The following is a 23,005-nucleotide window of genomic DNA, read 5'->3' as shown; positions in this document are numbered from 1 at the left end:
GACGACAAGGGGCCCTCCCGTGCTCAGTGGGTGGCGCAGCCGGCGGTCGGTGCGGCGGCGACCGGCGGTGCGCCGATCGTGGGCAGACCGAGCAACACCCCGGGGGTACGCGGGGAGCGCCCCGCCTCGGCCGCGTCGCCGGCCCGGGTACGCCGGTGCGCCACCGGCGCGCCGTCGGCGTTGAGGTGGTGCGGCGCGGCGTACGTGATCGTGGTGTGCACGATGTCACCCGGGCGGATCTGCTCGGCCAGCGACTCCCCGTCCGCGGTGTCGGTCGCGAAGTGCACGAGCCGGCCGTCGCGGGCCCGACCGGACATCCGGCCGGTGCGCTCGTCCTTGCGGCCCTCGCCGACCGCGACCAGCACCTCGACGGTCTCGCCCACCAAGCGCTTGTTCTCCGCCCAGGTGATCTCCTCGACGGTTTCGATCAGCCGCTCGTAGCGCTCCTGCACGACCTGCTTGGGCAACTGGTCGTCCATGGTCGCGGCGGGGGTGCCGGGGCGCTTCGAGTACTGGAAGGTGAAGGCCGAGGAGAACCGGGCCTCGCGGACCACGTCCAGGGTGCGCTGGAAGTCGGCCTCGGTCTCACCCGGGAAGCCGACGATGATGTCGGTGGTGATCGCCGCGTCCGGCATCGCCGCCCGGACCTTCTCGATGATCCCCAGGTAGCGCTCGGAGCGGTAGGACCGGCGCATCGCCCGGAGCACGTCGTCGGAGCCGGACTGCAACGGCATGTGCAGCGAGTGGCAGACGTTCGGCGTCTCGGCCATCGCGGCGATCACGTCGTCGGTGAAGTCCTTCGGGTGCGGGCTGGTGAACCGGACCCGCTCCAACCCGTCGATGTCACCGCAGGCCCGCAGCAGCTTGCCGAACGCGTACCGGTCGCCGAACTCCACGCCGTAGGAGTTGACGTTCTGCCCGAGCAGGGTCACCTCCAGCACACCCTCGTCGACCAGCGCGCGCACCTCGGAGAGGATGTCGCCGGGACGGCGGTCCTTCTCCTTGCCGCGCAGCGCGGGCACGATGCAGAACGTGCAGGTGTTGTTGCAGCCGACCGAGATCGACACCCACCCGGCGTACGTGGACTCGCGGCGGGTGGGCAGCGTGGAGGGGAAGACGTCGAGGGACTCCAGAATCTCCACCTCGGCGGCGGCGTTGTGCCGGGCCCGCTCCAGCAGCACCGGCAGCGAGCCGATGTTGTGGGTGCCGAAGACCACGTCCACCCAGGGCGCCTTGCGGACGATCTCGCCCCGGTCCTTCTGGGCCAGGCAGCCGCCGACCGCGATCTGCATCCCGGGGTGCTTGTCCTTCACCGGGCGCAGCCGACCGAGGTTGCCGTAGAGCCGGTTGTCGGCGTTCTCCCGGACGGCGCAGGTGTTGAAGACGACGATGTCCGGGGTGTCGTCGGCGGGCACCGCACGCACGTAGCCGGCCTGTTCGAGCAGGCCGGAGATGCGCTCAGAGTCGTGCACGTTCATCTGGCAGCCGTACGTCACGACGTTGTAGGTCCTAGCCACCCTCTTGGTGCCCCTTCCCCTCGGGCTACCAGGGTAGCGGCCCGTTCGGCGGCCCCAACCCACCGGCATTGACCCGGCGGCCCATAGCGGGCATCCACGACGGGCAGTACGCTGCACAACAAGAATGTGTTCTGGGCGGTTTCGGGGGCTTTGCACTCAGCGCCGACAATGCGCGGCTCCATTCACGGGGGAGCACATGACGACCCGCGGGAGGCCAACCGTGACGCGACAAGATGCGGCACAGCGCACCGTCACCACCCCGGACGGGCGGCACCTCGCGGTGGAGACCTCCGGCTCGCCGGACGGTCCTGCGGTCTTCCTGCTGCACGGCACCCCGGGGAGTCGCAGCGGCCCCCGGCCCCGGGGCATCGTCGTCTACCGCCTCGGCGTGCACCTCGTCTGTTACGACCGGCCCGGTTACGGCGATTCCGACCGGCACGAGGGTCGGCGGGTCGCCGACGCGGCGGCCGACGTGGCGGCGATCGCCGACGACCTCGGCATCGAGCGGTTCGCGGTGGTGGGCCGGTCCGGTGGCGGTCCACACGCTCTGGCCTGTGCGGCCTTGCTGCCGGACCGGGTCACCCGCGCCGCCGTGCTGGTGGGGCTCGCCCCGGCCGGCGCACCCGACCTGGACTGGTACGCCGGGATGGCCGAGTCGAACGTGGAGGACTACGGGCAGGCCGACGAGGACCTGGCCGAGCTCACGCTCAACCTGAAGGTCCGCGCGGAGGAGGCCCGGCGGGACCCGATGACGCTGCTGGACTTCCTGCGCCCCCAGTTGCCCGACGAGGACATCCGGGTCGTCGACGACGTCGCGATCCGCCGGCTGCTGACCGACATGTACTCCGAGGCGTTGCGGCACGGCCCCGAGGGCTGGATCGACGACGTGCTGGCGATACGGCGTGGCTGGGGGTTCGACCTGAGCGCCATCCAGGCGGAGGTCCGGCTCTGGCACGGCGAGCAGGACCGCTTCTCGCCGGTGGAGCACTCCCACTGGCTCGCGTCGCGGATCTCGCGGGCCGAGGTCCAGGTGCAGCCCGGCGCCGCGCACTTCGGCGCTGTGGAGATCCTGCCGCAGACCCTCACCTGGCTGGCCACGCCGGACCTCGCGACCACCCCGCGGGTCTGACCGACAGTCGTTCAGTGCTCGACCCGGCGGGGCGGACCTGACCCACCCCGCCGGACCGACCCCGGTCAGATCGTGTGCGGGTCGATCACCCGGACGACGAACCGTCGCTCACGCAGGGTCTGCACCGTCGGATGCTCCGGGCCGATCACCTCGGCCAGCCGGTCCGCCACCGCGCCGACGTCCTCGGCGGGGGCCTCGCCACCGGCCCGCCTCGACACCAGGGCGAGATCACCGAGGCAGCGCAGCGTGTCGGGGTGCTCCGCGCCGATCACCGTGGACAGGCGACCGGCGGTCTCCCGCAGTCGCTCCCGCGCAGAGTCCCACTCCCCCTCCTCAGCGAGGCACACCGCGTGGTTCACGTCCGCGGCGAGGGTGTGCGGGTGGTCGGGGCCGAGCACCTTGCGCAGCTCGCCGGAGGCCCGGGCCGCCGACGCACGAGCATCCGACCTGCGCCCGAGTGCGCGCTCGGCAGCGGAGATGTTGCTCAGCGTCGCCAACGTGTGCGGGTGCTCCGCGCCGAGGCGCAGCTGTTCCTCGTACGCCTGGCTCACGGCGGTCATCTCGGTGAACGCCCTGGCCGCGTCGCCGACGGCCAGCAGGTTCGCCGCGCGGCTCGACCGGGACGCCACCGTGTCCGGGTTGTCCGGCCCGAAGCGTTCGTCGAGCTCGCGGTAGGCCGTCTCGAACATCGGCGCGGCCTCGGCTCCCCGACCGGCGCTGCGCAGGGACACCGCCAGGTTGACCTGCGCGGCGAGACTCTGACCGTCGTCCGACCCGAGCACCTCGCAGTACGTGTCGTACACGGTGCGCAGCAGGGTGACCGACCTCTCGTACTCACCGGCTTCCCGCAGGTCGCTGCCCAGACGCACGGCGGAGACCAGGGTGTACGGGTGGGTGGGGCCGAGCACCAGCCGCCGCCGCTGGTGCACCTCGTCGTCCCACCTGCGGGCGGACCGGTAGTCGCCGACCAGCCGGTAGGAGACGGCGAGGTTGTTGGCCGCGCTCAACGTCCGGGGGTGGTCCTCGCCGAACACCTGGAGCCAGGAGGCGTACGTGGACCGGTCCCGTTCCAGCGCCTCGGCGTAGCGGCCGAGCGCGCGCAGGTCACCGCCGAGGCTGCCGGCGGTCATCAGACTGTGCGGGTGCATCGGGCCGAGCAGCCGGCGTTGCTCGGCCAGCACCGCCTCGTCCAGGTCCCGGGCCTCGTCGAACCGGCCCAGGCTGCGCAGGATGTTCGCCCGGTTGAAGCGCAGGTGCAGCAACTGTCGAACCAGCGCGGACGCCTCGACCTCGTCGTGCGTGTCGCCGAGCCGGGCGGACCAGGTCTCGTCCACCTCCTGGCTGAACCCGTCGGCCTGGTCCAGACCGCCGCGCTGCCACAGGTAGCGGACCCGGTCGATGAGCAGCTGACACACCGACTCGTCGGGGCAGTTCAACGCCTCGGAGACCTCCAGGTGCGGCCAGAGCATCCGCAGCCGGGGCCAGGTGGTCGGGTCGTCCACGTCACCGCGGGGCCGGGACGCCGCCAGCACCAGGTGCACCTGGTGTCGGGCCGCGTCGATCTCGTCGTCGGTCATCCGGTCGCGTACGACCGCCTGCAACAACCGGTGCACCTGGACCCGGCCGCCCTGGACGTCGAGTTTGAGCAGGGCGAGCCGGTTGATCTGCTGGACCAGCGCACCGCGGACGAGCCGTTCCGACACCGACGGGTCGAACGGCACGAGGGCCGCCGCCATCTCGTCGCTGTAGATCAGCTCCAGCGCGATCTCCGGGGCCAGCACCGAGCAGAGCTGCAACAGCCGGTACGCGGCGGGCGCCTGGTCGAGCAGCCGGTTCAGCGACAGGTCCCAGGTCGCCTCGACGGAGAGCGCGCTGGGACCGTGCCGCTCGATCTGCCGCAGATAGTCGGCGACCGACGTGCCGGTGTCCGCGAGCCACGCGCCAGCCGCCGCCACCGCGATCGGCAGGTCGCCGAGCGCCTCGGCCACCCGGTCGGCCTCCTCGGCGCTGATCGTGGGCACCCGCTGGGCGAGGTGCGCGACGCTCTCGGTGCGGTTGAAGACGTCCACCTGGATCGGGTTCGCCCGGTCACCCCAGGCGCGGTTGCGCGAGGTCAGCAGGACGTGCCCGGGGCCCTGGGGCAGGAAGGGCTCGATCTGGTCGAGCTCCTCGGCGTTGTCGAGCACGACGAGCCACCGCTCGTACGGCTCGCCCCGGCCCAGCACCTGCAACACGGACCGGACCGTGTCAGGCACGGTCGGCCCGGCGAGGATGCCGAGGCGGCTGGCGAGGTCGGCCAGGGCGGTGTCGACGAACTGCGGCGGGTCCGCCACGATCCACCAGACCACGTCGTACGCGGTCTTGTAACGGTGCACGTACTCCAGGGCCACCTGTGTCTTTCCGACGCCGCCCATGCCCTGGAGGGCGACCGGCAGCACCACCGCGCTGCCCCCGCTCTGCAGTTGCGCGCGCAGCTGGGCCAGGTCGTCCTCCCGGCCGGTGAACCGGGCGTTCCGGTTGGGGGCGTTGAAGATCAACGGCTCGGTGCCGGGAAAACGGGTGCTCCCGCCCGCCGGGCCGTCCGCAGACGACGGCACCGGCCGGCCGACCAGCCGCAACACCCGCTCCACGGCGGTCGCCGCGCTCACATTGACCAGGTTGGTGGAGCTCTGGGAGGGGAACTCCGCCAGCGGGCGCAGGTCGGCGACGTACACGGCGAGCGCCGTGGAACCGGTGCTGGTGTCCCGGTCGGGCAGACCGCCGGACGGCGTCGCCACGTAGGCCGGCGAGACCACTGTCAGCGTGCGCGGCGCGGGCGTGCCCGCGGACCCGACGGCGGCCGTGGGCTCCACCACCCGCAACCCGGCCGAGCTGAGCACCCGCTCCAGCCACTCGGCCCAGATGGCGTCCTCCGGCGCACACCGGAGCACGATCTGGTCGTCGATCGCCTCGGTGCGTCGACGGAAACGGGCCTTGCCCCGCTCCCGCACCGACTCGTCCATCAGCGGCAGCGCGGTCACCGCGCCGTCGGTGAGGATCCCGGTCAACGTCTCGAACGCGGCCAGCAGCGACGTCGGCGAGCCGGGCGGGTCCCCGAACGTCGCCAGTGTCTCCTCGTACGCGTAGAACGGCCGGTACGGGACCTCGACGGCAGCCCAGTAGCGCCGCCGTTCGGCCTCGGTCATGCCCGCGGGCAACCCGGCGAACCGCCGCATGGCCAGCAGACGACCCGCCTCGGCCCGCTCCTTCTCGGCCTGGTCGACGCGCATCGGCACCGGCAGGACCCGGATGTCACGCCGCCGGTACCTGTCGCGTACCGAGTGCGCCACCCGGGCCGCGCCGTCGATGCCCTGGTCGCTGAGCGTGAAACAGTCGACCAGCGTGTCCGGAAGGTGCAGGGTGCAGATGTCGGCGACGTCGCTCAACCCTGTCCGGCTGTCGATCAGGGTGAAGTCGTACTGGCGCTTCATGTCCGCCCGCAGCGCTTCGAAGAACTGCGCACCGCCCAGCCGGTTGTAGAAGTTGTCCCAGTCCAGCCCGCTCACCGAGACGGCGTAGTCGCTGTTCTGCCGGCCCGCGGAGAGGAAGTCCAGACCGCCGCCGTCGGGGAAGTTCCAGCGCAGTGAGAAGGCGTGCCGCCCGACCCGGGCGTACTGCTCCATCCAGCGGTCCGGCCGGTCGTCGACCCGGGTGGTCTCCCACTCGTAGTCGCGGATCATGTCGATCACACCGCTGGTGCCCTGGATCGCCTCGGCGTCGAGGAACGGGTGGAAGAAGCGGTGCAGGCCGGGTGACTCGAGGTCCCAGTCGGCGACGAGCACCCGGCGGCCGCTGGCCGCGAGGATCCAGGCCACATTGGCCAACGCCATCGTCCGGCCCGTCCCACCCTTGAACGAGTAGAAGGTGACGACCTGGCCTTCGCGATCGTTGTTCATCGGTTTTCTCCGTGGGGACGCAATGGGGCCGGATCGTCAGGCGTGGACGCGGGATCGGGGGTGACGGTCGAGCCGGCCGGCGGCAGGCCATCACGCAGGCTCGGCACCGGCTCCGGCGGCGGTTCGAAGGGAACCACCGGGCCGTACTTGAGGAACTGACGGCGAGCCTCGGTGACCAGCGCCGGCATCAGGTCGACGAACTCCGGCATGCTGCAGGCCCGCTTGACCTGGGGCAGGCCGGCGTCGTGCAGCAGTTGCGTCACCTCGGTCGCCCACCGGCTGGCGTCCTGGGTGTCGTCGTCGTCGGTGACCACCAGCGGAACCACCCACTCCCGCAGGCCGTGCAGCATGCCGGTGAGGATCGCGGCGGCGTCCGGCGAGGCCGCGATCCACGGATCGACAAGCAGCACGGCCGGTCGGCGATCGAGCAGCCCGGCGGCCTGCGCGAAGTCCGCCGTGTGGGCGGACAGCCCGAGCCGCTCGGCGGTGCTGGCCGCGTACTCGGCGGCGGGCAGCTCCTGGCGGCGCCCGTACGGTCGCCACAGCCGGCCGCTGGCCGCGTAGCCGGCGGGGTCGCGGTCGGTCGGCAGGTGGTCCCGGGTCGGCGCCAGGACGGCGACGACGAAGTCCGGGTCGGTCGGCCCCGGGCGGACGACCTCGTCGAGGCCCGGCGCGCGGGACGGGCCCAGCGGTCGCCGCTCGGCGGTGTGCACGATCCGGCTGGCCAGGCGGCTCAGCAGAAGCTCGTACTGTGCCCGGTAGGAGGCCAGCATGCAGAACGCCCGCAGGCCGTCCTCGGCGTACGCCGGGACGTCCCGGCCCAGGTCCAGGGCGCCGTCCAGCTCCGGGTGCGCCTCCCACGGTGGGAACGGGATCCACAGCACCGGGGTGAGGTGGCCGGCGGTCAGCCGGGCCGACCCGGCGGCGGCCAGCCGGGCCCGGAAGGACTCCTGCTCCCCCAACGCCCAGGGGCGACTGAAGTAGCCGGGCGAGTAGAGCGGAACGAAGACCTCGGCGTCGCCCAGCGCCTCCGCGAGAGCCGCCTTCCAGTCGGCGCCCAACGGGATGTGCTGGTCGAAGAAGCCGATACGCATCCCCGCCACCGGTCGCGCCTGGCGCCGCACCTCGTCGGACAGGTCGGCGAAGAACTGGCCGACCCAGACGTCGGCGTCGGCGCGGGCGCCCGGCGGGGGCGCCGAGTGGGCGTAGCTGAGGAAGAAGTACGTCCCGCGCGCTGCCGGTCGGCGCCGGTCCGTCGGCGGGCTCATCCCGGCTCCTCGGTGAACCGGTTGCACAGCTCGTCCACGCTCGCCGGCACCCAGGGCTGCACCACGTACGACCGGTGGATCGCCACGATCCGCTGGGCGAGCCGCCAGACCACCGCCCGGTACGCGTTCTCCCACTGCATGGTCAGCAACCCGTAGACCCCATCCCGCTGGTAGTGCACCGCGATGTCGGGATCCGGCACGGCGGTCGGGGTGAACCGTTGGATGTCGCGGAGCACCCGGGGCAGCGCCGTGCCGTTCGTCGGCGACCAGGTGACCGGCACGATGGCCGTTTCGTGGGGCGAGGCGGAGCTGTGCCGCGGGACAATCGTCCGGCGGGAGAACGCATCCCACTCCCGGCCGCACCAGTCACTGCCGAGCAGCGCGCTGGACACCAGCGGGACGAAGACCTGGCAGGTGCCGGCGGCCTGGAGCAGCTCCGGGCTCCACCGTTCACCGCCGGCGATGGAGCTGTCCAGGAAGCCGGCGTCCACTCCGGTCACCGGGCCGACCAGCTCACTGACGTGGACGGAGAGGTCCTCGAAGAACCGGGAGACGTACTCGGCGGGTTTGCCGGTGGCGCGGCCGACCGGGGCCCGGGAATAGCTGATGAAGAAGAGCGGGGCGCGCAGTCTGGAGGGTGCGTCCACTGTGCTCACCCCTCCGCCCTCCCCACGCGGCCGGAACATCAGCGTAGTCCCCGCGTCAACGCTGCGCCGCCAGGCGATTCGCGGCGAACCAGCCGACCGCGAAGTCCACGGCGGCTCGTGCCGGCAGCAGGCGAGCCTGGGCCCGCCCGACCCGCCCGTGCCGGACGATCGGTGTGCCGTCGAGCGCGGCACCCACCCGGGGAAAGTCGCTGTCGTCCAGGTCGAGCCCGCGGAAGTCGAGGCGTACGCGGCGGCCGTCGACGAGCCGGAAACAGTGGTAGTCGCGCTCCGGCGTCGGCACCGGCAGCCGGTACTCGGCCAGGTGCAGGGCGCTGCACGCCTCGTAACCGAGGCCGAGCAGCAGGATCTGCCCGTCGGCTGCGTAAAGGCCACCCACCGGTGAGCGTTCTCCCAGGTGGCAGGTGAGGTCGTGGCCATCGGTGAGCTGCCGGGCCCGAGGGCCGAGCGCGGCGAACGAGGTCTGCGGATGGTCACTGCGCATCGCACCGGGGGCACAGCGGACGTACTCGGCGAGCACGCCCATCCGCTGCGAGGGCGTGGTCTGGCGGTCCCAGCCCGGCAGCGCCGCCTCGTACCGCTCGCGTTGCGCCCGGTCCATCCCGGCGACGGCCGCCAGGTGCGCCCGGGAGGTGGTCGAGTTGCCGGCGGTCTGGGTGGGCACCAGCAGCGTGCCGGCCAGGCCGAGGACGTCCCGCAGGGCGCCGGCGAGGGTCGCGGGGCCGTGCTCCAGCGGGCCCACCCGGCGCAGACCGCAGTGCACCAGGAGGCACACACCCGGGCGTACGCCCAGCGCTCGCAGGTCGTCGGCGAGGTGGGGACGGCCCAGTGCGGGCGGATGGCGTTCATCGGGACCCGACACGGGTCTCCTCCAGGGCGTGGCGCAGCTGACCGACGAACCGCTCACCGGCCGCGGTGAGCGACCCGCTGGCCAGCAGCGCGTCGGCGCCGTCCCGGGTCCACGCCAGGTAACGGGCGGCGTGCGCCGACGCTTCCCCGCCGTCGGTCGCCGCCCGGGCCCGCCACACCTGGGTGACGGCCAGGTGGGCGTACACCCCCTGGAGAACCCCCTCGGGTGGCCGCTGGTCGGGGCGCCACGGCACCGTGATCCGGGGGCTGCGCCCGGGTGCCACCAGGTCGTACCGGTCGAGCACGGCACCGAGTTTCGCGTGCTGCCACTCGTGCACGAGCAGCACCGCCATCGTCTCCGGGTCCGGATGGGGGGTGACGGCGACCGCACCGAACGCGTGCCGGGCGGTCGCGCTGCGCAGTGGTCGCGCCGGGTCGGGTGCCAGCGGCACGACGGCGCGCAGACCACCGTCGAGCGTCGCCGCGTGCGCCGGCACGTCCCGGCGCACGATCTGCCAGGCCTCGACCAGGGTACGGCCCAACGCCTGCGCGGCCGGGGTGTCCAGGCGCGATGCCACCGGCTGGCCGTAGCAGTCCCGGTACGGGTCGCCGTCCTCCATGGACAGCCGACCAGCCGGCGTCGGCACGTCGCGCACCGGTCGCCAGCCGGCCGACGGCTCGACCGTGTCGAGGAGGACGGTCCGGTCCGCCGACCCGCCCCGGACCCGGAACCCACCGGGCAGGACTGTCACCTCGGCGCGCTCCCCCAGGCCGGGCAGCAGCAGGCTGCCGAGCGTGGGCACCGTGATCGCGTCGGCCCGCACCGGGACGTCCACGGTGACGGGGACGCCCACCCGGACGGCCGCGGCGACGGCGAGGGCCGGCAGGGGGTCGGCAGCCGCGCGGGCGCCGGACCGGGCCGACGGGTCGAGGCGGTGCACCAGCCACGGGCGAACGAAGGGGTGCTCCAGGACCGCTCGGACCGCCTCCGGCGCCTTCAGCTCAAGGTCGGCGAGCACCTCCCAGGCGGTCGCGCTGTCGGACAACTCCCGACAGGCCGCCAACAGCATCCGGGTGATGGCCAACTGGTCGTCGGCGAGTCGTCTCACGGTCTGCGGCGACCCGTGCCCGGTCGCCAGGTCGTCCAGCAGGTCGTCGACCGGAGAGGCGGCGGACCACAGGCTCGGCGCGACGTGGCCGGGCGCCGGGTGGGCGTCCACAGTGTCGATCAGGCGGAGCAGGTCGGCGCAGTAGACCGAGGGGTTGTCGAAGCCGGAGCCGGTGCGCCAGCGGTGGGCGTACAGGCCTCCGCCGCAACGGTCGACCACCGGGCAGGCCCGGCAGGTGGCACAGAGCCCCTGCACGCCGTCCTGTCGGATGGCCACCCCGGGATGCCGGGCGGCCTCGTCCACCGAATGGTCGAACACGTCGAACCCCGTGCCGGCCGCGCCATGGTATGCCGTCTTCAGCGAGTCGACCTGCTCCCAGGTGCCGTCGGCCTCGACCACCAGCACGTCGGCCGGCGCGAGGCCGAACGCCTCGGTGCCGCCGCCACCCGGCATCAGCGCCTCGAACAGCCGGATCGACCCGGGGCGCCCGTCGTCCACCCACCGCCGGTGGATCCGCCCCAGCCAGTCCGCGTACGGGGTGGAGCCGGGGCCGGGACGCTCCGGTGGGTGGTCCCAGGTGGCGTGGGGCAGCAGCAGGTCGACCCGGGGCGGGCTCTCGGCCAGCAGCGCCTCGTAGACCCGGTCGGGATCGTTGCGGACGTCGACAGTGCAGAGGATGCCGGCGTAGCTGCTGCGGTACGCCGGTCGCCGGAGCAGGGCCAGGGCCGACCGGACCTGGTCGTGGCTGCTGCCGCCGTGGGCAAAGACCCGGTGGCGGTCGTTGGCGGCACGGTCGCCGTCGAACGACACACCGACCCGCACGTCGTAGTCGACGAGCAGTCGGCACAGCTCCTCGTCGAGCAGCACACCGTTGGTCTGCATACGCAGGTCGAGCCGCGTCCACGGGGTGATCGCCGCCCGCAGCTCGGCCAGCACCTCGCGCAGCCCGGCGGCACCCAGCAGCAGCGGCTCACCGCCGTGCAGCACCACGTGCACGTCCGGCACCTCGTGCTCGCGGGCGTGCTCGGCGATGCGCCCTGCGGCGGCGCGCACCGTCGCCGGTGGCATCCGCACCGGTCGGCCCCGCCAGGTCTGGTCGGCGTGCTGGTAGACGTAGCAGTGGTCGCAGCTGAGGTCGCACCGACTGTGCACCTTCAGCACGAACTGGCTGATCGGCCGGCAGGATCCGCCCGCTCCGGGCGCACCGCACCGGCAGACCATCGCTCAGATGGACGAGTTGAAGGCGGCGACGGGCACGCTGCCGGACGGCACCGATTGGCCCGCGACGACGCGCCTGCGGATCGCCTCGATCAGATCGGCGTGCTCGACGGCGATCCGATCCAACGGGGTGTGCAGGCTGCGTGCGAGGTCATCTGGGTCGGGACGGGGTGAGCGGGTGGGGGCATGGTCCACAATGAGTCTCCGGGGGCCCGGGGCGCTGGGGGCGCGAGCGGCGAGAATGGCTCGAAAGGCTCTGGTCCGTGACCAGGATAGACAAATATCGACCCAGTGTCACCGTCGGTACAGCCATCGGCACCACGAGTGGCAACCCGAGAGGAGCGCACATGTGCCGGAGCATCAAGACCTTGCGTGAGCCGTTCACCCCGCAGGTGACCGACGCGGACGTCGAGGCGGCGGCGTTGCAGTACGTCCGGAAGATCTCTGGCTTCCGGGCGCCCGCCGCGCACAACGCCGCCGCGTTCGACGCCGCGGTGGCCGCCGTGGCCGAGGCGACCCGCACGCTGCTCGACCAGTTGGTGGTGCGGGGTGCCGGCTCGGGCACCCCGGACCGGCAGGCCACCGCCTCCCACTGATCGCCAGCCCTGTCCGACGGACCGGCGCGGCACCCCGGCCGACCGGGACCTGACCCTGGAGAGGGTCAGGCCGCGGCGAGCGCCGGGGCGACCGTGTCGGGCGCCCAACGTGAGCGGTGACACTGCGACCAGCCCCGGCAGCCCGGGTCGCCCAGCGTGCAGAGCCGCCACCTGCTGAGCACCTCACCGTCGTCGGTGTCCCGCACGTCGAAGTGCACCGGACGGACCGTGCCGTCCGGAGCCACGAGCAGGTGCCGGCCCGCGTCGAGCGTGTCGTCGCGCAACAGGCAGTTGCGGCCCAGCAGTCGTGCGAGCGCGGCGATGCTGGCGTGCTCGGGGAGCTGATCGGGCACCCCGTAGCAGTCGACCACCGTCGCGAACTCGCCCGGCGCCTGCCAGACGTCACACACCACCGCGTACGCCGGCAACCGGGCCGGGTCGGCCACCGCCAGCGGCATCACCACCCGGCCAAGCGCCTCGGCCAGCGCCGGGTAGACCTCCACGGGTTGAGCCCCGTCGATTCTCCAGTTCCACAGCTCGGTCATTCCGCCTCCTCGCTGCGTTCGTCCCCACCGGCCTCTGAATCGGGCCTTACACACGATGGTGGGGGGCATTTGACCCCAGCCGGGGGCAAGTTACCGGTCTGTGACCATTCCGGGCAAAATTTCCCTGAGCAGCATTGCTCGGAGTAGCGGGAAGGTGACAGTTTATCGGGTATGGTGCCCGATCCGCACCATCGCAGCCGCGTGTCCGACGACCACAACCGCAGGTCGAACGATGTGCCGGGCCGGGTCGGGTCAGCGCAGGACGACGAGGTGCTCGCCCCGGGGCAGCAGCTCGCCCACCACTGGCGCGCCGGGCACCTCTCCGGCCACCAGCAGGCCGCCGGAGGTCTGCGCGTCGGCCAGCAGCAGCCGTTCGCCCTCGCCGGCCGCCCCGAAGTCGGTCCACGGGGTCACCCACTCCAGGTTGCGCCGGCTGCCGCCGCTGACGTGGCCGTCGCGCAGCGCCTCCCGCGCCCCCGCCAGATAGGGCACCCGGGCTGTGTCGATGGCCACGGTGACCTGGCTGGCCCGGGCCAGTTTCGAGGCGTGCCCGAGCAACCCGAACCCGGTCACGTCGGTGCCACAGCGGATGCCGGCAGCGACCGCCGCGCGGGCGGCGTCCCGGTTGAGGGCGCTCATCGTGGCCACCGCCTCCGGGAAGCTCTCACCGGTGGTCTTGTGCCGGGTGTTCAGCACACCGACCCCGAGGGGCTTCGTCAGGGACAACGGCATCCCGGCCCGCCCGGCGTCGAGGGTGATGAGCTCGTCCGGCCGGACCGTGCCGGTGACCGCGAGGCCGTACTTCGGGCCGTCGTCGTCCACGCTGTGCCCACCCGCCAGGTGGCAGCCCGCCTCCCGCGCCACGTCCTGCCCACCGCGCAGGACCTCGCCGGCCAACTCCATCGGCAGCACGTCGCGCGGCCAGCAGAGCAGGTTGAGCGCGATCAGCGGGGTGCCGCCCATCGCGTACACGTCCGAGAGCGCGTTGGCCGCGGCGATCCGACCCCAGTCGTACGCGTCGTCCACAACCGGGGTGAAGAAGTCGGCGGTGCTGACCAGGCCGGTCCGCTCGTCCAGGCGCACCACCGCCGCGTCGTCGCCGTGATCCAGCCCGACCAGCAACTCGGCGGTGCCGGTTGCCGGGCCGAGACCGGCCACCATGATCTCCAGCTCGCCCGGCGGGATCTTGCAGGCGCAGCCGCCGCCGCGGGCGTAACGGGTCAGCCGTACCGGTTCGGTCATCCACCCATGATCGCGACAACGCGCCACGATCGCCACCGTTGTGGCCCTTACGGTGACCAGAATCGGACGGCCGGGGCCGATCATGGCCGGTGTTACCGCTCCGTGACCCGCTGAGTTGCATTCCGCCACATCAGGCCGCCTACAGTGGCCGCACCGGGGGTCAACCGACCCCGATCCGGGAGATGACAGGGGACGGTGGACGACGTGACGACGGGCGAACCGCTCATCGTGCTGGACGCGGTCAACAAGTGGTTCGGGCCGCTGCACGTGCTGGACGACGTCTCGCTGTCGGTGGGTCGGGGCGAGGTGGTCGTGGTGATCGGCCCGTCCGGCTCCGGCAAGTCGACGCTGTGCCGCACCATCAACCGACTGGAGCCGATCAATTCCGGCACCATCACCTTCGACGGCCAGCCGCTTCCGGCCGAGGGCAAGCCCCTCGCGAAGCTGCGCAGCGAGGTGGGGATGGTCTTCCAGTCCTTCAACCTCTTCGCGCACAAGACCATCCTGGAGAACGTCACCCTCGGCCCGATCAAGGTCCGCAAGGAGAAGCCGACTGCCGCCCGCGAGCGCGGCCTGGCCCTCCTCGACCGGGTCGGCATCGCCAACCAGGCGGACAAGTTCCCCGCCCAGCTCTCCGGCGGTCAGCAGCAGCGGGCGGCCATCGCCCGGGCGCTGGCCATGCAGCCCAAGGCGATGCTCTTCGACGAGCCGACCAGCGCGCTGGACCCGGAGATGGTCGGCGAGGTGCTCGACGTGATGACCTCGCTGGCCAGCGACGGCATGACGATGGTCGTGGTCACGCACGAGATGGGCTTCGCCCGGCACGCGGCGAACCGGGTCATCTTCATGGCCGACGGGCAACTGGTCGAGGATGCCCCGCCCGCGGAGTTCTTCGCGAACCCGCGCAGTGAGCGGGCCCGAGACTTCCTCTCCAAGATCCTCACGCACTAGGCGTCCGTAGTGGAGCGCGCCGTACTCGGTGGGCTCCGTTGAAAAAGGAGAAGAGTATGCGTATCAAGCGCGTTGCGGCAGTCGCCGCGGTCGCCGCTCTGGCGCTCGGCCTCACCGCCTGCGGTGGCGACGACGACGGCGGGGACACCGGTGCTGGCAGCAAGTCCTTCGCCGCCGGCAGCACCATGGAGAAGCTGAACAAGGCCCAGAAGATCAAGATCGGCACCAAGTTCGACCAGCCCGGCTTCGGCCTGAAGGGCCTGTCCGGCAAGCCGGAGGGCTTCGACGTCGAGATCGCCAAGATCGTCGTCAAGGAGCTCGGCATCCCCGAGGACAAGATCGAGTGGGTCGAGGCCCCCTCGAAGGTCCGCGAGGACGTGATCGTCAACGGCACTGTCGACCTGGTCGCCGCGACTTACACGATCAACGACAAGCGCAAGGAGCGGATCGCCTTCGCAGGCCCGTACTACGAGGCCGGCCAGAACATCCTGGTCAAGAAGGACGACACCACCATCACCGGTCCGGACTCGTTCAAGGACGGCACCAAGAAGGTCTGCTCGGTCACCGGCTCCACCCCGGCCGAGACGATCAAGCAGTACGTCAAGGACGTCGGCACCCAGCTGGTGCTCTTCGACACCTACGACAAGTGCCGCGACGCCCTCAAGGGCGGCCAGGTCAACGCCGTGACCACGGACAACGTGATCCTGCTCGGCTACATCGCCAAGGACGAGGCCTCCTTCAAGCTGGCCGGCAGCAACTTCACCAAGGAGCCGTACGGCATCGGTGTGAAGAAGGAGGACGCGGACTTCCGCAGCTTCATCAACGACACGCTGGACAAGGCTGTCGCCGACGGCAGCTGGAAGAAGGCCTGGGACGACACCGCCGGCAAGTTCGGCGCGGAACTGGGCGCGGCGCCCACCATCAACCGCTACTGATCTGATCCTTCGATCTGGAGGGTGGGGAGGAACACCGAGCCGTGAACGTGCTCATCGACAAGTTCGACGTCTTTGCGGGTGGTTTCTGGCTCACCCTCCAGATCTGCATCCTCGCCGCGATCGGCGCCCTCATCCTGGGCGCCGTCGTGGCGGTGCTCCGAATCTCACCGGTGCCGCCGCTGCGCGCGGTCGGCACCAGTTACGTGAACGTCTTCCGCAACATGCCGCTGACCGTGGTGATGTTCTTCGCCGCGTTCGGCCTGCCGGCGCTCGGCTCCAACGCGGACTTCCTCCGCATCCCGGTGATCGACGCGCTGTTCACCCGGCTCGGCACCGACCTTCCGTACTTCCGATTCGCACTGATCGCCCTGGTGCTCTACACCGCGGCGTTCGTCTGCGAGGCGCTGCGGTCCGGGGTGAACGCGGTGTCCGCCGGCCAGGCGGAGGCGGCGCGGTCGCTGGGCCTGACCTTCGGGCAGAATTTGCGCCACGTGGTGCTGCCGCAGTCGTGGAAGGCATCCATCGTGCCGCTCGGCTCGGTGATCATCGCGATGATCAAGAACTCGGCGCTGGTCGGCTTCTTCGGCGTGGTCGGTGACCTGTCGGCCACGGCCGACCAGCTCACCTCGGCCGAGGGCTACGCCTTCGTCCCGGTCGCCATCGGCATCTCGCTCGGCTATCTGATCATGACCGTGCCGCTCGGCGCCCTGCTGGACCGGATCGAGAAGCGACAGGCGGTGGCCCGATGAGTCAGCAGACCAGCGTCCTCTACGACATCCCCGGCCCCCGGCAGCGGCGGATCACCCTGATCAGCAGCATCGTCGCCGGCGTGGCCCTGCTCGTCGGGGCGTACTTCCTGATCTACCGACCCCTGGACGAAAAAGGCCAGCTGTCGATGGAGCTGTGGGGGCCGCTCGTCGACCCCTCCAACGAGAACTTCTCCCTGGTCTGGGAGCGGATCGGCCTCGGCTTCAAGAACACCCTGATCGCGGCGGCGATGGCCATCGTGGCCTCGCTGGTCGTCGGAACGCTGCTCGCCGTGCTGCGGATCCAGCTCAAGAGCCTGACCCGACGGCGGTTCGTCGGTGCGGCGACGCCGCTGGCGTACCTGCTGCGTGGGCTCAGCGCGCTGCTGTCGGCGATCACCCGCGTCTGCGTCGAGGTGTTCCGCGGTCTGCCCGTCGTGATCACCATCTTCTTCGTGGCCCGCGGCTTCCCCGAGTTCGGCCTCTACTTCGACAACCTCTGGTATCTGGTCATCGGCCTCACCATCTACAACTCGGTGGTGATCGGCGAGATCCTCCGCTCCGGCATGGAGGGGCTGCCGGGTGGCCAGGCGGAGGCCGCTGAAGCCATCGGGCTCTCCCCGACACAGACCACCCGGATGATCCTGCTGCCGCAAGCCTTCCGGATCATGCTGCCGGCACTGATCAGCCAGCTGGTCGTGGTGCTCAAGGACACCTCGCTGGGGTTCATCATCAGCTACGAGGAGACCCTGAACATCGGCAAGCAGATCATCGGCGCGCTGGGCAACCCGATCCAGGTGTACGTCGTGATCGCCGTGCTCTTCATCGTGGTGAACTACTCGCTGTCGAAGCTCGCCCAGTACGTTCAGCGGCGGCTCGCCCGGGGCCGCAAGACCGCGGGCACCCCGGCGCAGAACCCGCCGCCGGCTGCACTGATGTCCCAGGCCGAGGGCACCGGCGGGGCCGTCTGACGCTCAGCTCGCAAGGAGAAGGGCCAGCCCGGCGTTCCGGGCTGGCCCTTTCGCTGTTCCGACTAACGGGCGATCTCGGTGACCCGGGACTCGCGAACCACGGTGACCCGGATCTGACCCGGGTAGGTCAGCTCCTCCTCGATCTGCTTGGCCACGTCCCGGGCCAGCACTGCCGCCCCGATGTCGTCCACGTCGTCCGGCTTGACCATCACCCGGATCTCCCGGCCGGCCTGCATGGCGAAGACCTTGTCCACGCCGAGCTTGCCGGCCGCGATCTCCTCGATCCGCTCCAGGCGCTTGACGTACGCCTCAAGACTCTCCCGACGCGCGCCCGGCCGACCGCCGGAACAGGCGTCGGAGGCCTGGGTGAGGACGGCCTCGATGGTCTGCGGGGGCACCTCGTTGTGGTGCGCCTCGATAGCGTGCACCACGTCCTCGTGCTCGCCGTACTTGCGGGCCAGGTCCGCGCCGATGATGGCGTGGCTGCCCTCCACCTCGTGGGTGAGCGCCTTGCCGATGTCGTGCAGGAACGCCGACCGTTTGATGATGGGCACGTCCAGTCGCAGCTCGGCGGCCATGATGCCGGCGATGTGCGCGGTCTCGACCAGGTGCTTGAGCACGTTCTGCCCGTACGAGGTGCGGTAGCGCAGGCGGCCGAGCAGGGTCACCAACTCCGGGTGGATCTCGGTGATGCCGACCTCGACCAGGGCGTCCTCGGCGGCGCGGAGACAGAGCTGCTCCACCTCCTGCCGGGCCAGGTCGTAGACCTCCTCGATCCGGTGCGGGTGGATCCGCCCGTCCAGCACCAGCTTCTCCAGCGTCAGCCGACCCACCTCCCGGCGGACCGGGTCGAAGCAGGAGAGCAGCACCGCCTCGGGGGTGTCGTCGATGATCAGGTTGACGCCGGTCACCGACTCGAAGGCGCGGATGTTGCGCCCCTCCCGGCCGATGATCCGCCCCTTCATCTCGTCACCGGGCAGGTGCAGGACGCTGACGACGCTCTCCGCGGTCTGCTCGCTGGCAACCCGCTGGATGGCGTCCACCACGATGTGTCGGGCCCGCTGCTCGGCGGTGTTGCGCGCGTCGGACTCGATGTCCCGCACGAGCAGCGCCGCCTCCCGCTTGGCAGACGTCTCGATCGCCTCGACCAGCTCCAGTCGCGCCGAGTCGGCGGTGAGCCCGGCGATCCGTTCCAGCTCCCGGCGGCGCAGCTCCTCCGACTCGGTCAGCTCGGCCTCCCGCTGGGCGAGCGCGGACTCCCGGGCCGCGAGGGCGGCCTTCGCTGCGGTGAGCTGCCGCTCCCGCTCGGCGAACCGCTCCACCTCCTCGGTGTGCATCCGCTCCCGCTCGTCCATCCGGGCGGCCCGGCGCTCCACCTCCGCGGCCTGCTCCCGGGTGGTGGCGGCGAGCACCGCGACCTCCCGCTCACCGCTGCGCCGGGCTGCCGTCCGCAACTGCTCGGCGTCCGCCTCGGCCTGCTTGTGGGCGCGCTCCAGAACGGTGTCCGCCTCGGCGCGGGCGTCGTCGAGGACCCGGCGTGCCTCGGCGCGGGCCGCCTTCGCCTCGGCCTTCGCCGCCGCCGCCTCGGTACGGGCAGCCGCAGCGGCGGACTTCGCCACGTCGATCGTGCTGTTCACCTCGTCGGCCGCGGTCCGCAGGGCAGCGAGGGACTGCTCCTGACGGTCCTTCTCGGCGATGAAGGCGGGATCCTCCGGAGCCGGCGCGGCGCCCATCCGGCGCAGTGTCCGGATGCCCACCAGCACGGCCCCGATCACCACCACCGCGAGGACGAGGACGGCCGCGAGGAGCACGACGTCGAAGGCGTTCATGCCGGGACCCCGTCGGGTCTACCGGTGAACCTGTGCCGCCGCCCCGCCATGGCCGCCTCCCCTAAGGTCGAGACCGCAGCGACCGTGCCGGGGCACACTCCTGCGGCTGTGGACGCCCGACCGGAGCGGCTGGCCGTGGGTAGCTCTCTCCGCCGGCGGTGCCCGCGGGCAACGTCGGCGACCGGGTGCAGTTGTCGCGGCGTCCCGGAACGGCCTGTCCGGAGTTGCCGCCAAAGGCCGCGGAGCCGGCCAAAGTGATGCTGTCTTGTTACGCGATCTATGTTGTGCGCTTAGCCTGCAATGGTCGGGCAATGTGAGCCTGTATGGCGAGGCTAGGTCGCCGGGGGTGCTCTGGTCAAGGACTCATGATCAAACCCCCCGAACGGAGCGAAGTTGCGGTGTCACTCCGAGCTGATGCCGTGTCGGACACGACGGGACAAACACGGCGAGTCACTGGCGCTGATCCGGATGTCGTGCCTGATCAGCGACGGCATCACCCCGCGTCGAGCCGACTTTTGTGACACCAGCGACCTTGCTGACCCGAACGGCCGGGCTGGTGGGAATCTCAGCTCAGCGAGCGCCGGCGGCCAGAGCGGCGGTGACGAGCGCGGCGTTGCCGGGTGCCGGCGTGCCGTCGGGCAGCAGGAGCGTGTCCTCCAGCCCGATGCGGGTGTGCAGCCCACGGCCGACCGCCTCGGCGAGCACCGCCCAGGTGGCCGGGCCCTCGGCGTGCAGCAGCACCGGTGTAGCCACCGCGCCCTGCGGTGAGCGTGCCGCCGACGGCGATCCGGTGGGCGCCCCCGTCGACGACGGCAGCGCGGCGAGTATCCGCGCCGCGTCGGCCACCGCGACCGGCGCCTCCTCCGCCATGCACTCGACGAGGATCCGCCCGACCGGCACCCGCCAGGACCGGTACGCCTCGACGGCGTCGAGCGTCCAGAGCCCCACCTCGACGAGCACACCCCGCTCGTGCAGGGCGGCGGCGACGGCCTCGGCACCGGCCTCGTGCGCGTTGACCGAGGCGAAGTCGGGCAGCACCGCCCAGGCTCGGACGGCGGCCACCCGGGCGGCCGGATCCGGCTCGATCCACGCTCCGGTGCTCACCCCCACCGGCAGCCCCGGCCGGGCGGCGCGGATCGCGGTGAGCGCGTCGGCGATGACCTCCGGGCGCAGCGACTCGACACCGGACGCGTTGCGGGGATGGACGTGCACAGCCGCGACGCCGAGCGAGGCGCAACGGGCCGCGTCGGCGGCCAACTGCGCCGGGGTGACCGGCACCGCCGGGTGGGCGTCACTGTTGCGCCCACCGTTCAGACACGCCTTCAACATCGGACCACCCCACAGCACCCAGCGCGACTCTCAGTCGACCGGACGGTTGTCGCGGTCCAACTCACCCTCGGCGTCGGCGAGCGCGTCGGCGTCGATCTGCTCGGCGAACTCGGCCGCCTCGGCGCTCTGCGCGGCCAGCGCGTCCTTCACTGCCCGGATCGCCACGCCGGGCGGGTAGCCCTTGCGGGCCAGCATGCCCACCAGCCGACGGAAGACCGCGTCGGGCTCACCTCGGGCGGTGCGCAGCTTGCGCTCCACGAGGGTGCGGGCGGTGTCGGCCTCGGTCTCCTCATCCAGCTCACCGAGCGCCTCGGTGGCCACCTCGCCGTCCACACCCTTGCGGCGCAGCTCGTTGGCGAGCGCCCGGCGAGCCAGGCCTCGCCCGGTGTGCCGACTGGACACCCAGGCTCGGGCGAACGCGGCGTCGTCGATGATGCCGACCTCGTCATAGCGGTCGAGCACCTCGGCCGACACCTGCTCGGAGATGCCCCGCTTGGCCAACGCTCCGGCCAGCTCGGCCCGGGTGCGTGGCCGGACGGCGAGCTGGCGCAGACAGATCTCGCGGGCCATCTCCGACTCGTCGCGGGGTGGGGACGCCGGTTTGTCTGCCTGCGGCTCGGCCTGGCGGCCCCGTCGAGGACGGGGTGGGTCACTGGCGTCGCCCGTACGAGGCGGACTGGCATCCCAGCCCCGCCCCGTACGGGCGCGTCGTCCTGCCATGGGTCAGCGACCGATCAGAAGTCGACCGGCGGCAGCTCCGGGCCACCGGCGGCGTCACCCGCGCCGACCCCGACGCCGAGCTTCTCCAGGATCTTCTTCTCGATCTCGGCGGCCACGTCCGGGTTTTCCTTCAGGAACTCCCGAGCCTTTTCCTTGCCCTGGCCGAGCTGGTCGCCGTCGTACGTGTACCACGCTCCGGACTTGCGGATGATCGCCTGCTCCACGCCGACGTCGATCAGCGAGCCCTCACGCGAGATGCCCTTGCCGTACATGATGTCGAACTCGGCCTGCTTGAACGGTGCGGCGACCTTGTTCTTCACGACCTTGACCCGGGTGCGGTTGCCGACCACGTCGGTGCCGTCCTTGAGGCTCTCGATGCGTCGCACGTCGAGCCGGACCGAGGCGTAGAACTTCAGCGCCCGACCACCGGTGGTGGTCTCCGGGCTGCCGAACATGACGCCGATCTTTTCCCGCAGCTGGTTGATGAAGATCGCCGTGGTGCCGGTGTTGCTGAGCACACCGGTGATCTTCCGGAGTGCCTGGCTCATCAGCCGGGCCTGGAGGCCCACGTGGCTGTCGCCCATCTCGCCCTCGATCTCGGCACGCGGCACCAGGGCCGCCACCGAGTCGATCACGATGATGTCGATCGCGCCGGAGCGGATCAGCATGTCCGCGATCTCCAACGCCTGCTCACCGGTGTCCGGCTGGGAGACGAGCATCGCGTCGGTGTCGACCCCGAGGGCCTTCGCGTACTCCGGGTCGAGCGCGTGCTCGGCGTCGATGAAGGCGGCGATGCCGCCGAGCCGCTGCGCGCTGGCCACCGAGTGCAGCGCCACCGTGGTCTTACCGCTGGACTCCGGGCCGTAGATCTCGACCACCCGGCCGCGCGGCAGGCCACCGATGCCGAGGGCCACGTCGAGCGCGATGGAGCCGGTCGGAATAATCGCGGTCTGGACGACCGGCCGGTCACCCAGCCGCATCACCGAGCCCTTGCCGAATTGCTTGTCAATCTGAGCGAGAGCAAGGTCGAGTGCCTTCTCCCGGTCAGGCCCTGCTGCCATGTTTGCCACCCCTGCCTTCGCCGGCGTCTTTGCTGAGCTTCGCGTCACGCGGACACGCTAGGCGCTAGGTCCGACAGAAAACCAGCCGACGGGCCGCGAGCTGTGGACGAGCACCCAGCTGTGGACAGTAGCCGAACAGGTGTACGACTCGACAAGCGACACGCGGGAGGGGCGAAAAGGCTGCTCAGCGTAGTCGGGCAGGCACTCGGTCGGGGTACGCGGCGCAGACCGCCCGCCACACCATGTGCGTCTGCTCCCCCGACGCCAGCGCCTGTTCGATGGTCCGTCCGCCGAGCTGGGACAGCACCTGGTCGCGGGCGATGCTGGCCGCGTAGCCGGGCCCGAACGCCTCATCCAGCCGCGTCCAGAAATCGGTCAGCCGCACAGTGA

General features: G+C 71.5%; 19 protein-coding genes. 6 read left to right on the top strand and 13 right to left on the bottom strand.

The features are described from left to right. Positions 1-23: 23 nt before the first annotated feature. Positions 24-1,517, bottom strand: a complete 1,494-nt coding sequence (gene miaB, locus AC3CF1_RS26995; protein WP_488451549.1) for a tRNA (N6-isopentenyl adenosine(37)-C2)-methylthiotransferase MiaB — start codon at positions 1,515-1,517, stop codon at positions 24-26. A 220-nt stretch (positions 1,518-1,737) separates the two neighbouring features. Between miaB and AC3CF1_RS26990 the strand changes: the two genes are divergently transcribed. Next, positions 1,738-2,646, top strand: a complete 909-nt coding sequence (locus AC3CF1_RS26990; protein WP_355162335.1) for an alpha/beta fold hydrolase — start codon at positions 1,738-1,740, stop codon at positions 2,644-2,646. A 65-nt stretch (positions 2,647-2,711) separates the two neighbouring features. On the opposite strand, the gene fxsT is transcribed toward AC3CF1_RS26990, so the two are convergent. Genes fxsT through AC3CF1_RS26965 form a run of 5 tightly spaced genes read right to left on the bottom strand, consistent with a single transcriptional unit; the run spans position 2,712 to position 11,633 of the window. Continuing rightward, positions 2,712-6,581 (bottom strand): FxSxx-COOH system tetratricopeptide repeat protein, encoded by a 3,870-nt coding sequence (gene fxsT / locus AC3CF1_RS26985; protein ID WP_355162334.1) that lies wholly within the window; start codon positions 6,579-6,581, stop codon positions 2,712-2,714. Next, positions 6,578-7,849 carry a TIR-like protein FxsC gene (locus tag AC3CF1_RS26980; protein WP_488451548.1) on the bottom strand — a complete coding sequence of 424 codons (1,272 nt, stop codon included), beginning with the start codon at positions 7,847-7,849 and terminating at the stop codon, positions 6,578-6,580. The genes fxsT and AC3CF1_RS26980 overlap by 4 nt, the downstream gene beginning before the upstream one ends. Further along, positions 7,846-8,505, bottom strand: coding sequence for a TIR-like protein FxsC (locus AC3CF1_RS26975; RefSeq protein ID WP_158240881.1), 660 nt, complete (start codon positions 8,503-8,505; stop codon positions 7,846-7,848). Before AC3CF1_RS26975 ends, AC3CF1_RS26980 begins: the two co-directional genes overlap by 4 nt. 46 nt (positions 8,506-8,551) lie before the next feature. Next, complete coding sequence (locus AC3CF1_RS26970; protein WP_488451547.1) at positions 8,552-9,376, bottom strand: AAC(3) family N-acetyltransferase; 825 nt, start codon at positions 9,374-9,376, stop codon at positions 8,552-8,554. After that, on the bottom strand, positions 9,360-11,633 hold the full coding sequence (locus AC3CF1_RS26965; protein WP_488451546.1) for an FxsB family cyclophane-forming radical SAM/SPASM peptide maturase: 2,274 nt from the start codon (positions 11,631-11,633) through the stop codon (positions 9,360-9,362). The genes AC3CF1_RS26970 and AC3CF1_RS26965 overlap by 17 nt, the downstream gene beginning before the upstream one ends. Before the next feature lie 404 nt (positions 11,634-12,037). Between AC3CF1_RS26965 and AC3CF1_RS26960 the strand changes: the two genes are divergently transcribed. After that, positions 12,038-12,286 carry a DUF2277 family protein gene (locus AC3CF1_RS26960; protein ID WP_355160861.1) on the top strand — a complete coding sequence of 83 codons (249 nt, stop codon included), beginning with the start codon at positions 12,038-12,040 and terminating at the stop codon, positions 12,284-12,286. Positions 12,287-12,351: 65 nt separating this feature from the next. On the opposite strand, the gene AC3CF1_RS26955 is transcribed toward AC3CF1_RS26960, so the two are convergent. Both AC3CF1_RS26955 and selD read right to left on the bottom strand, forming a co-directional pair. Then, positions 12,352-12,831, bottom strand: a complete 480-nt coding sequence (locus tag AC3CF1_RS26955) for a hypothetical protein (protein ID WP_088946764.1) — start codon at positions 12,829-12,831, stop codon at positions 12,352-12,354. A gap of 252 nt (positions 12,832-13,083) precedes the next feature. Beyond that, positions 13,084-14,073: a selenide, water dikinase SelD gene (selD, locus tag AC3CF1_RS26950; protein WP_099851356.1), complete on the bottom strand. Its 990-nt coding sequence runs from the start codon at positions 14,071-14,073 to the stop codon at positions 13,084-13,086. Between the two features lie 195 nt (positions 14,074-14,268). Here selD and AC3CF1_RS26945 point away from each other — a divergent pair, with 195 nt between their 5' ends. From AC3CF1_RS26945 to AC3CF1_RS26930, 4 genes are read left to right on the top strand one after another with little or no spacing between them, the layout of a single operon-like run. Then, the gene (locus AC3CF1_RS26945; protein WP_088946762.1) at positions 14,269-15,024 is read left to right on the top strand and encodes an amino acid ABC transporter ATP-binding protein; all 756 of its coding nucleotides are present in this window, start codon (positions 14,269-14,271) and stop codon (positions 15,022-15,024) included. A 56-nt stretch (positions 15,025-15,080) separates the two neighbouring features. Beyond that, positions 15,081-15,959, top strand: a complete 879-nt coding sequence (locus tag AC3CF1_RS26940) for a glutamate ABC transporter substrate-binding protein (RefSeq protein ID WP_488451545.1) — start codon at positions 15,081-15,083, stop codon at positions 15,957-15,959. 41 nt (positions 15,960-16,000) lie between these two features. Further along, positions 16,001-16,708: an amino acid ABC transporter permease gene (locus AC3CF1_RS26935; protein ID WP_354981078.1), complete on the top strand. Its 708-nt coding sequence runs from the start codon at positions 16,001-16,003 to the stop codon at positions 16,706-16,708. Then, positions 16,705-17,676, top strand: a complete 972-nt coding sequence (locus AC3CF1_RS26930) for an amino acid ABC transporter permease (RefSeq protein ID WP_355160860.1) — start codon at positions 16,705-16,707, stop codon at positions 17,674-17,676. Before AC3CF1_RS26935 ends, AC3CF1_RS26930 begins: the two co-directional genes overlap by 4 nt. Positions 17,677-17,738: 62 nt before the next feature. On the opposite strand, the gene rny is transcribed toward AC3CF1_RS26930, so the two are convergent. The 5 genes from rny to AC3CF1_RS26905 all read right to left on the bottom strand — a co-directional run bounded on the left by rny (position 17,739) and on the right by AC3CF1_RS26905 (position 23,000). After that, entirely contained in the window at positions 17,739-19,505 is a 1,767-nt protein-coding gene (gene rny / locus AC3CF1_RS26925) for a ribonuclease Y (protein WP_210792257.1), read from the bottom strand. Between the two features lie 570 nt (positions 19,506-20,075). Then, a complete protein-coding gene (locus AC3CF1_RS26920) occupies positions 20,076-20,834 on the bottom strand; it encodes a 3-keto-5-aminohexanoate cleavage protein (RefSeq protein WP_488451544.1) in 759 nt (252 codons plus the stop codon). A 30-nt stretch (positions 20,835-20,864) separates the two neighbouring features. Continuing rightward, positions 20,865-21,554: a regulatory protein RecX gene (locus AC3CF1_RS26915; protein WP_088946756.1), complete on the bottom strand. Its 690-nt coding sequence runs from the start codon at positions 21,552-21,554 to the stop codon at positions 20,865-20,867. A gap of 14 nt (positions 21,555-21,568) precedes the next feature. Further along, positions 21,569-22,615: a recombinase RecA gene (gene recA, locus AC3CF1_RS26910; RefSeq protein ID WP_053656326.1), complete on the bottom strand. Its 1,047-nt coding sequence runs from the start codon at positions 22,613-22,615 to the stop codon at positions 21,569-21,571. A gap of 184 nt (positions 22,616-22,799) precedes the next feature. Next, on the bottom strand, positions 22,800-23,000 hold the full coding sequence (locus AC3CF1_RS26905; RefSeq protein WP_238681837.1) for a DUF3046 domain-containing protein: 201 nt from the start codon (positions 22,998-23,000) through the stop codon (positions 22,800-22,802). Positions 23,001-23,005: the final 5 nt, after the last annotated feature.

This window comes from Micromonospora sp. MGP-C2, assembly GCF_057766525.1.
Note: the sequence above shows the minus strand (reverse complement) of the source record. Positions and strands in the feature narration are given on the sequence as shown.

Bases quoted from the DNA above. Each gene is read 5' to 3' on its own strand.
- fxsT (WP_355162334.1), bottom strand. From the start codon at position 6,581: ATGAACAACGATCGCGAAGGCCAGGTCGTCACCTTCTACTCGTTCAAG.
- AC3CF1_RS26980 (WP_488451548.1), bottom strand. From the start codon at position 7,849: ATGAGCCCGCCGACGGACCGGCGCCGACCGGCAGCGCGCGGGACGTAC.
- AC3CF1_RS26960 (WP_355160861.1), top strand. From the start codon at position 12,038: ATGTGCCGGAGCATCAAGACCTTGCGTGAGCCGTTCACCCCGCAGGTG.
- AC3CF1_RS26955 (WP_088946764.1), bottom strand. From the start codon at position 12,831: ATGACCGAGCTGTGGAACTGGAGAATCGACGGGGCTCAACCCGTGGAG.
- selD (WP_099851356.1), bottom strand. From the start codon at position 14,073: ATGACCGAACCGGTACGGCTGACCCGTTACGCCCGCGGCGGCGGCTGC.
- AC3CF1_RS26940 (WP_488451545.1), top strand. From the start codon at position 15,081: ATGCGTATCAAGCGCGTTGCGGCAGTCGCCGCGGTCGCCGCTCTGGCG.
- AC3CF1_RS26930 (WP_355160860.1), top strand. From the start codon at position 16,705: ATGAGTCAGCAGACCAGCGTCCTCTACGACATCCCCGGCCCCCGGCAG.
- rny (WP_210792257.1), bottom strand. From the start codon at position 19,505: ATGAACGCCTTCGACGTCGTGCTCCTCGCGGCCGTCCTCGTCCTCGCG.
- AC3CF1_RS26920 (WP_488451544.1), bottom strand. From the start codon at position 20,834: ATGTTGAAGGCGTGTCTGAACGGTGGGCGCAACAGTGACGCCCACCCG.
- AC3CF1_RS26915 (WP_088946756.1), bottom strand. From the start codon at position 21,554: ATGGCAGGACGACGCGCCCGTACGGGGCGGGGCTGGGATGCCAGTCCG.
- recA (WP_053656326.1), bottom strand. From the start codon at position 22,615: ATGGCAGCAGGGCCTGACCGGGAGAAGGCACTCGACCTTGCTCTCGCT.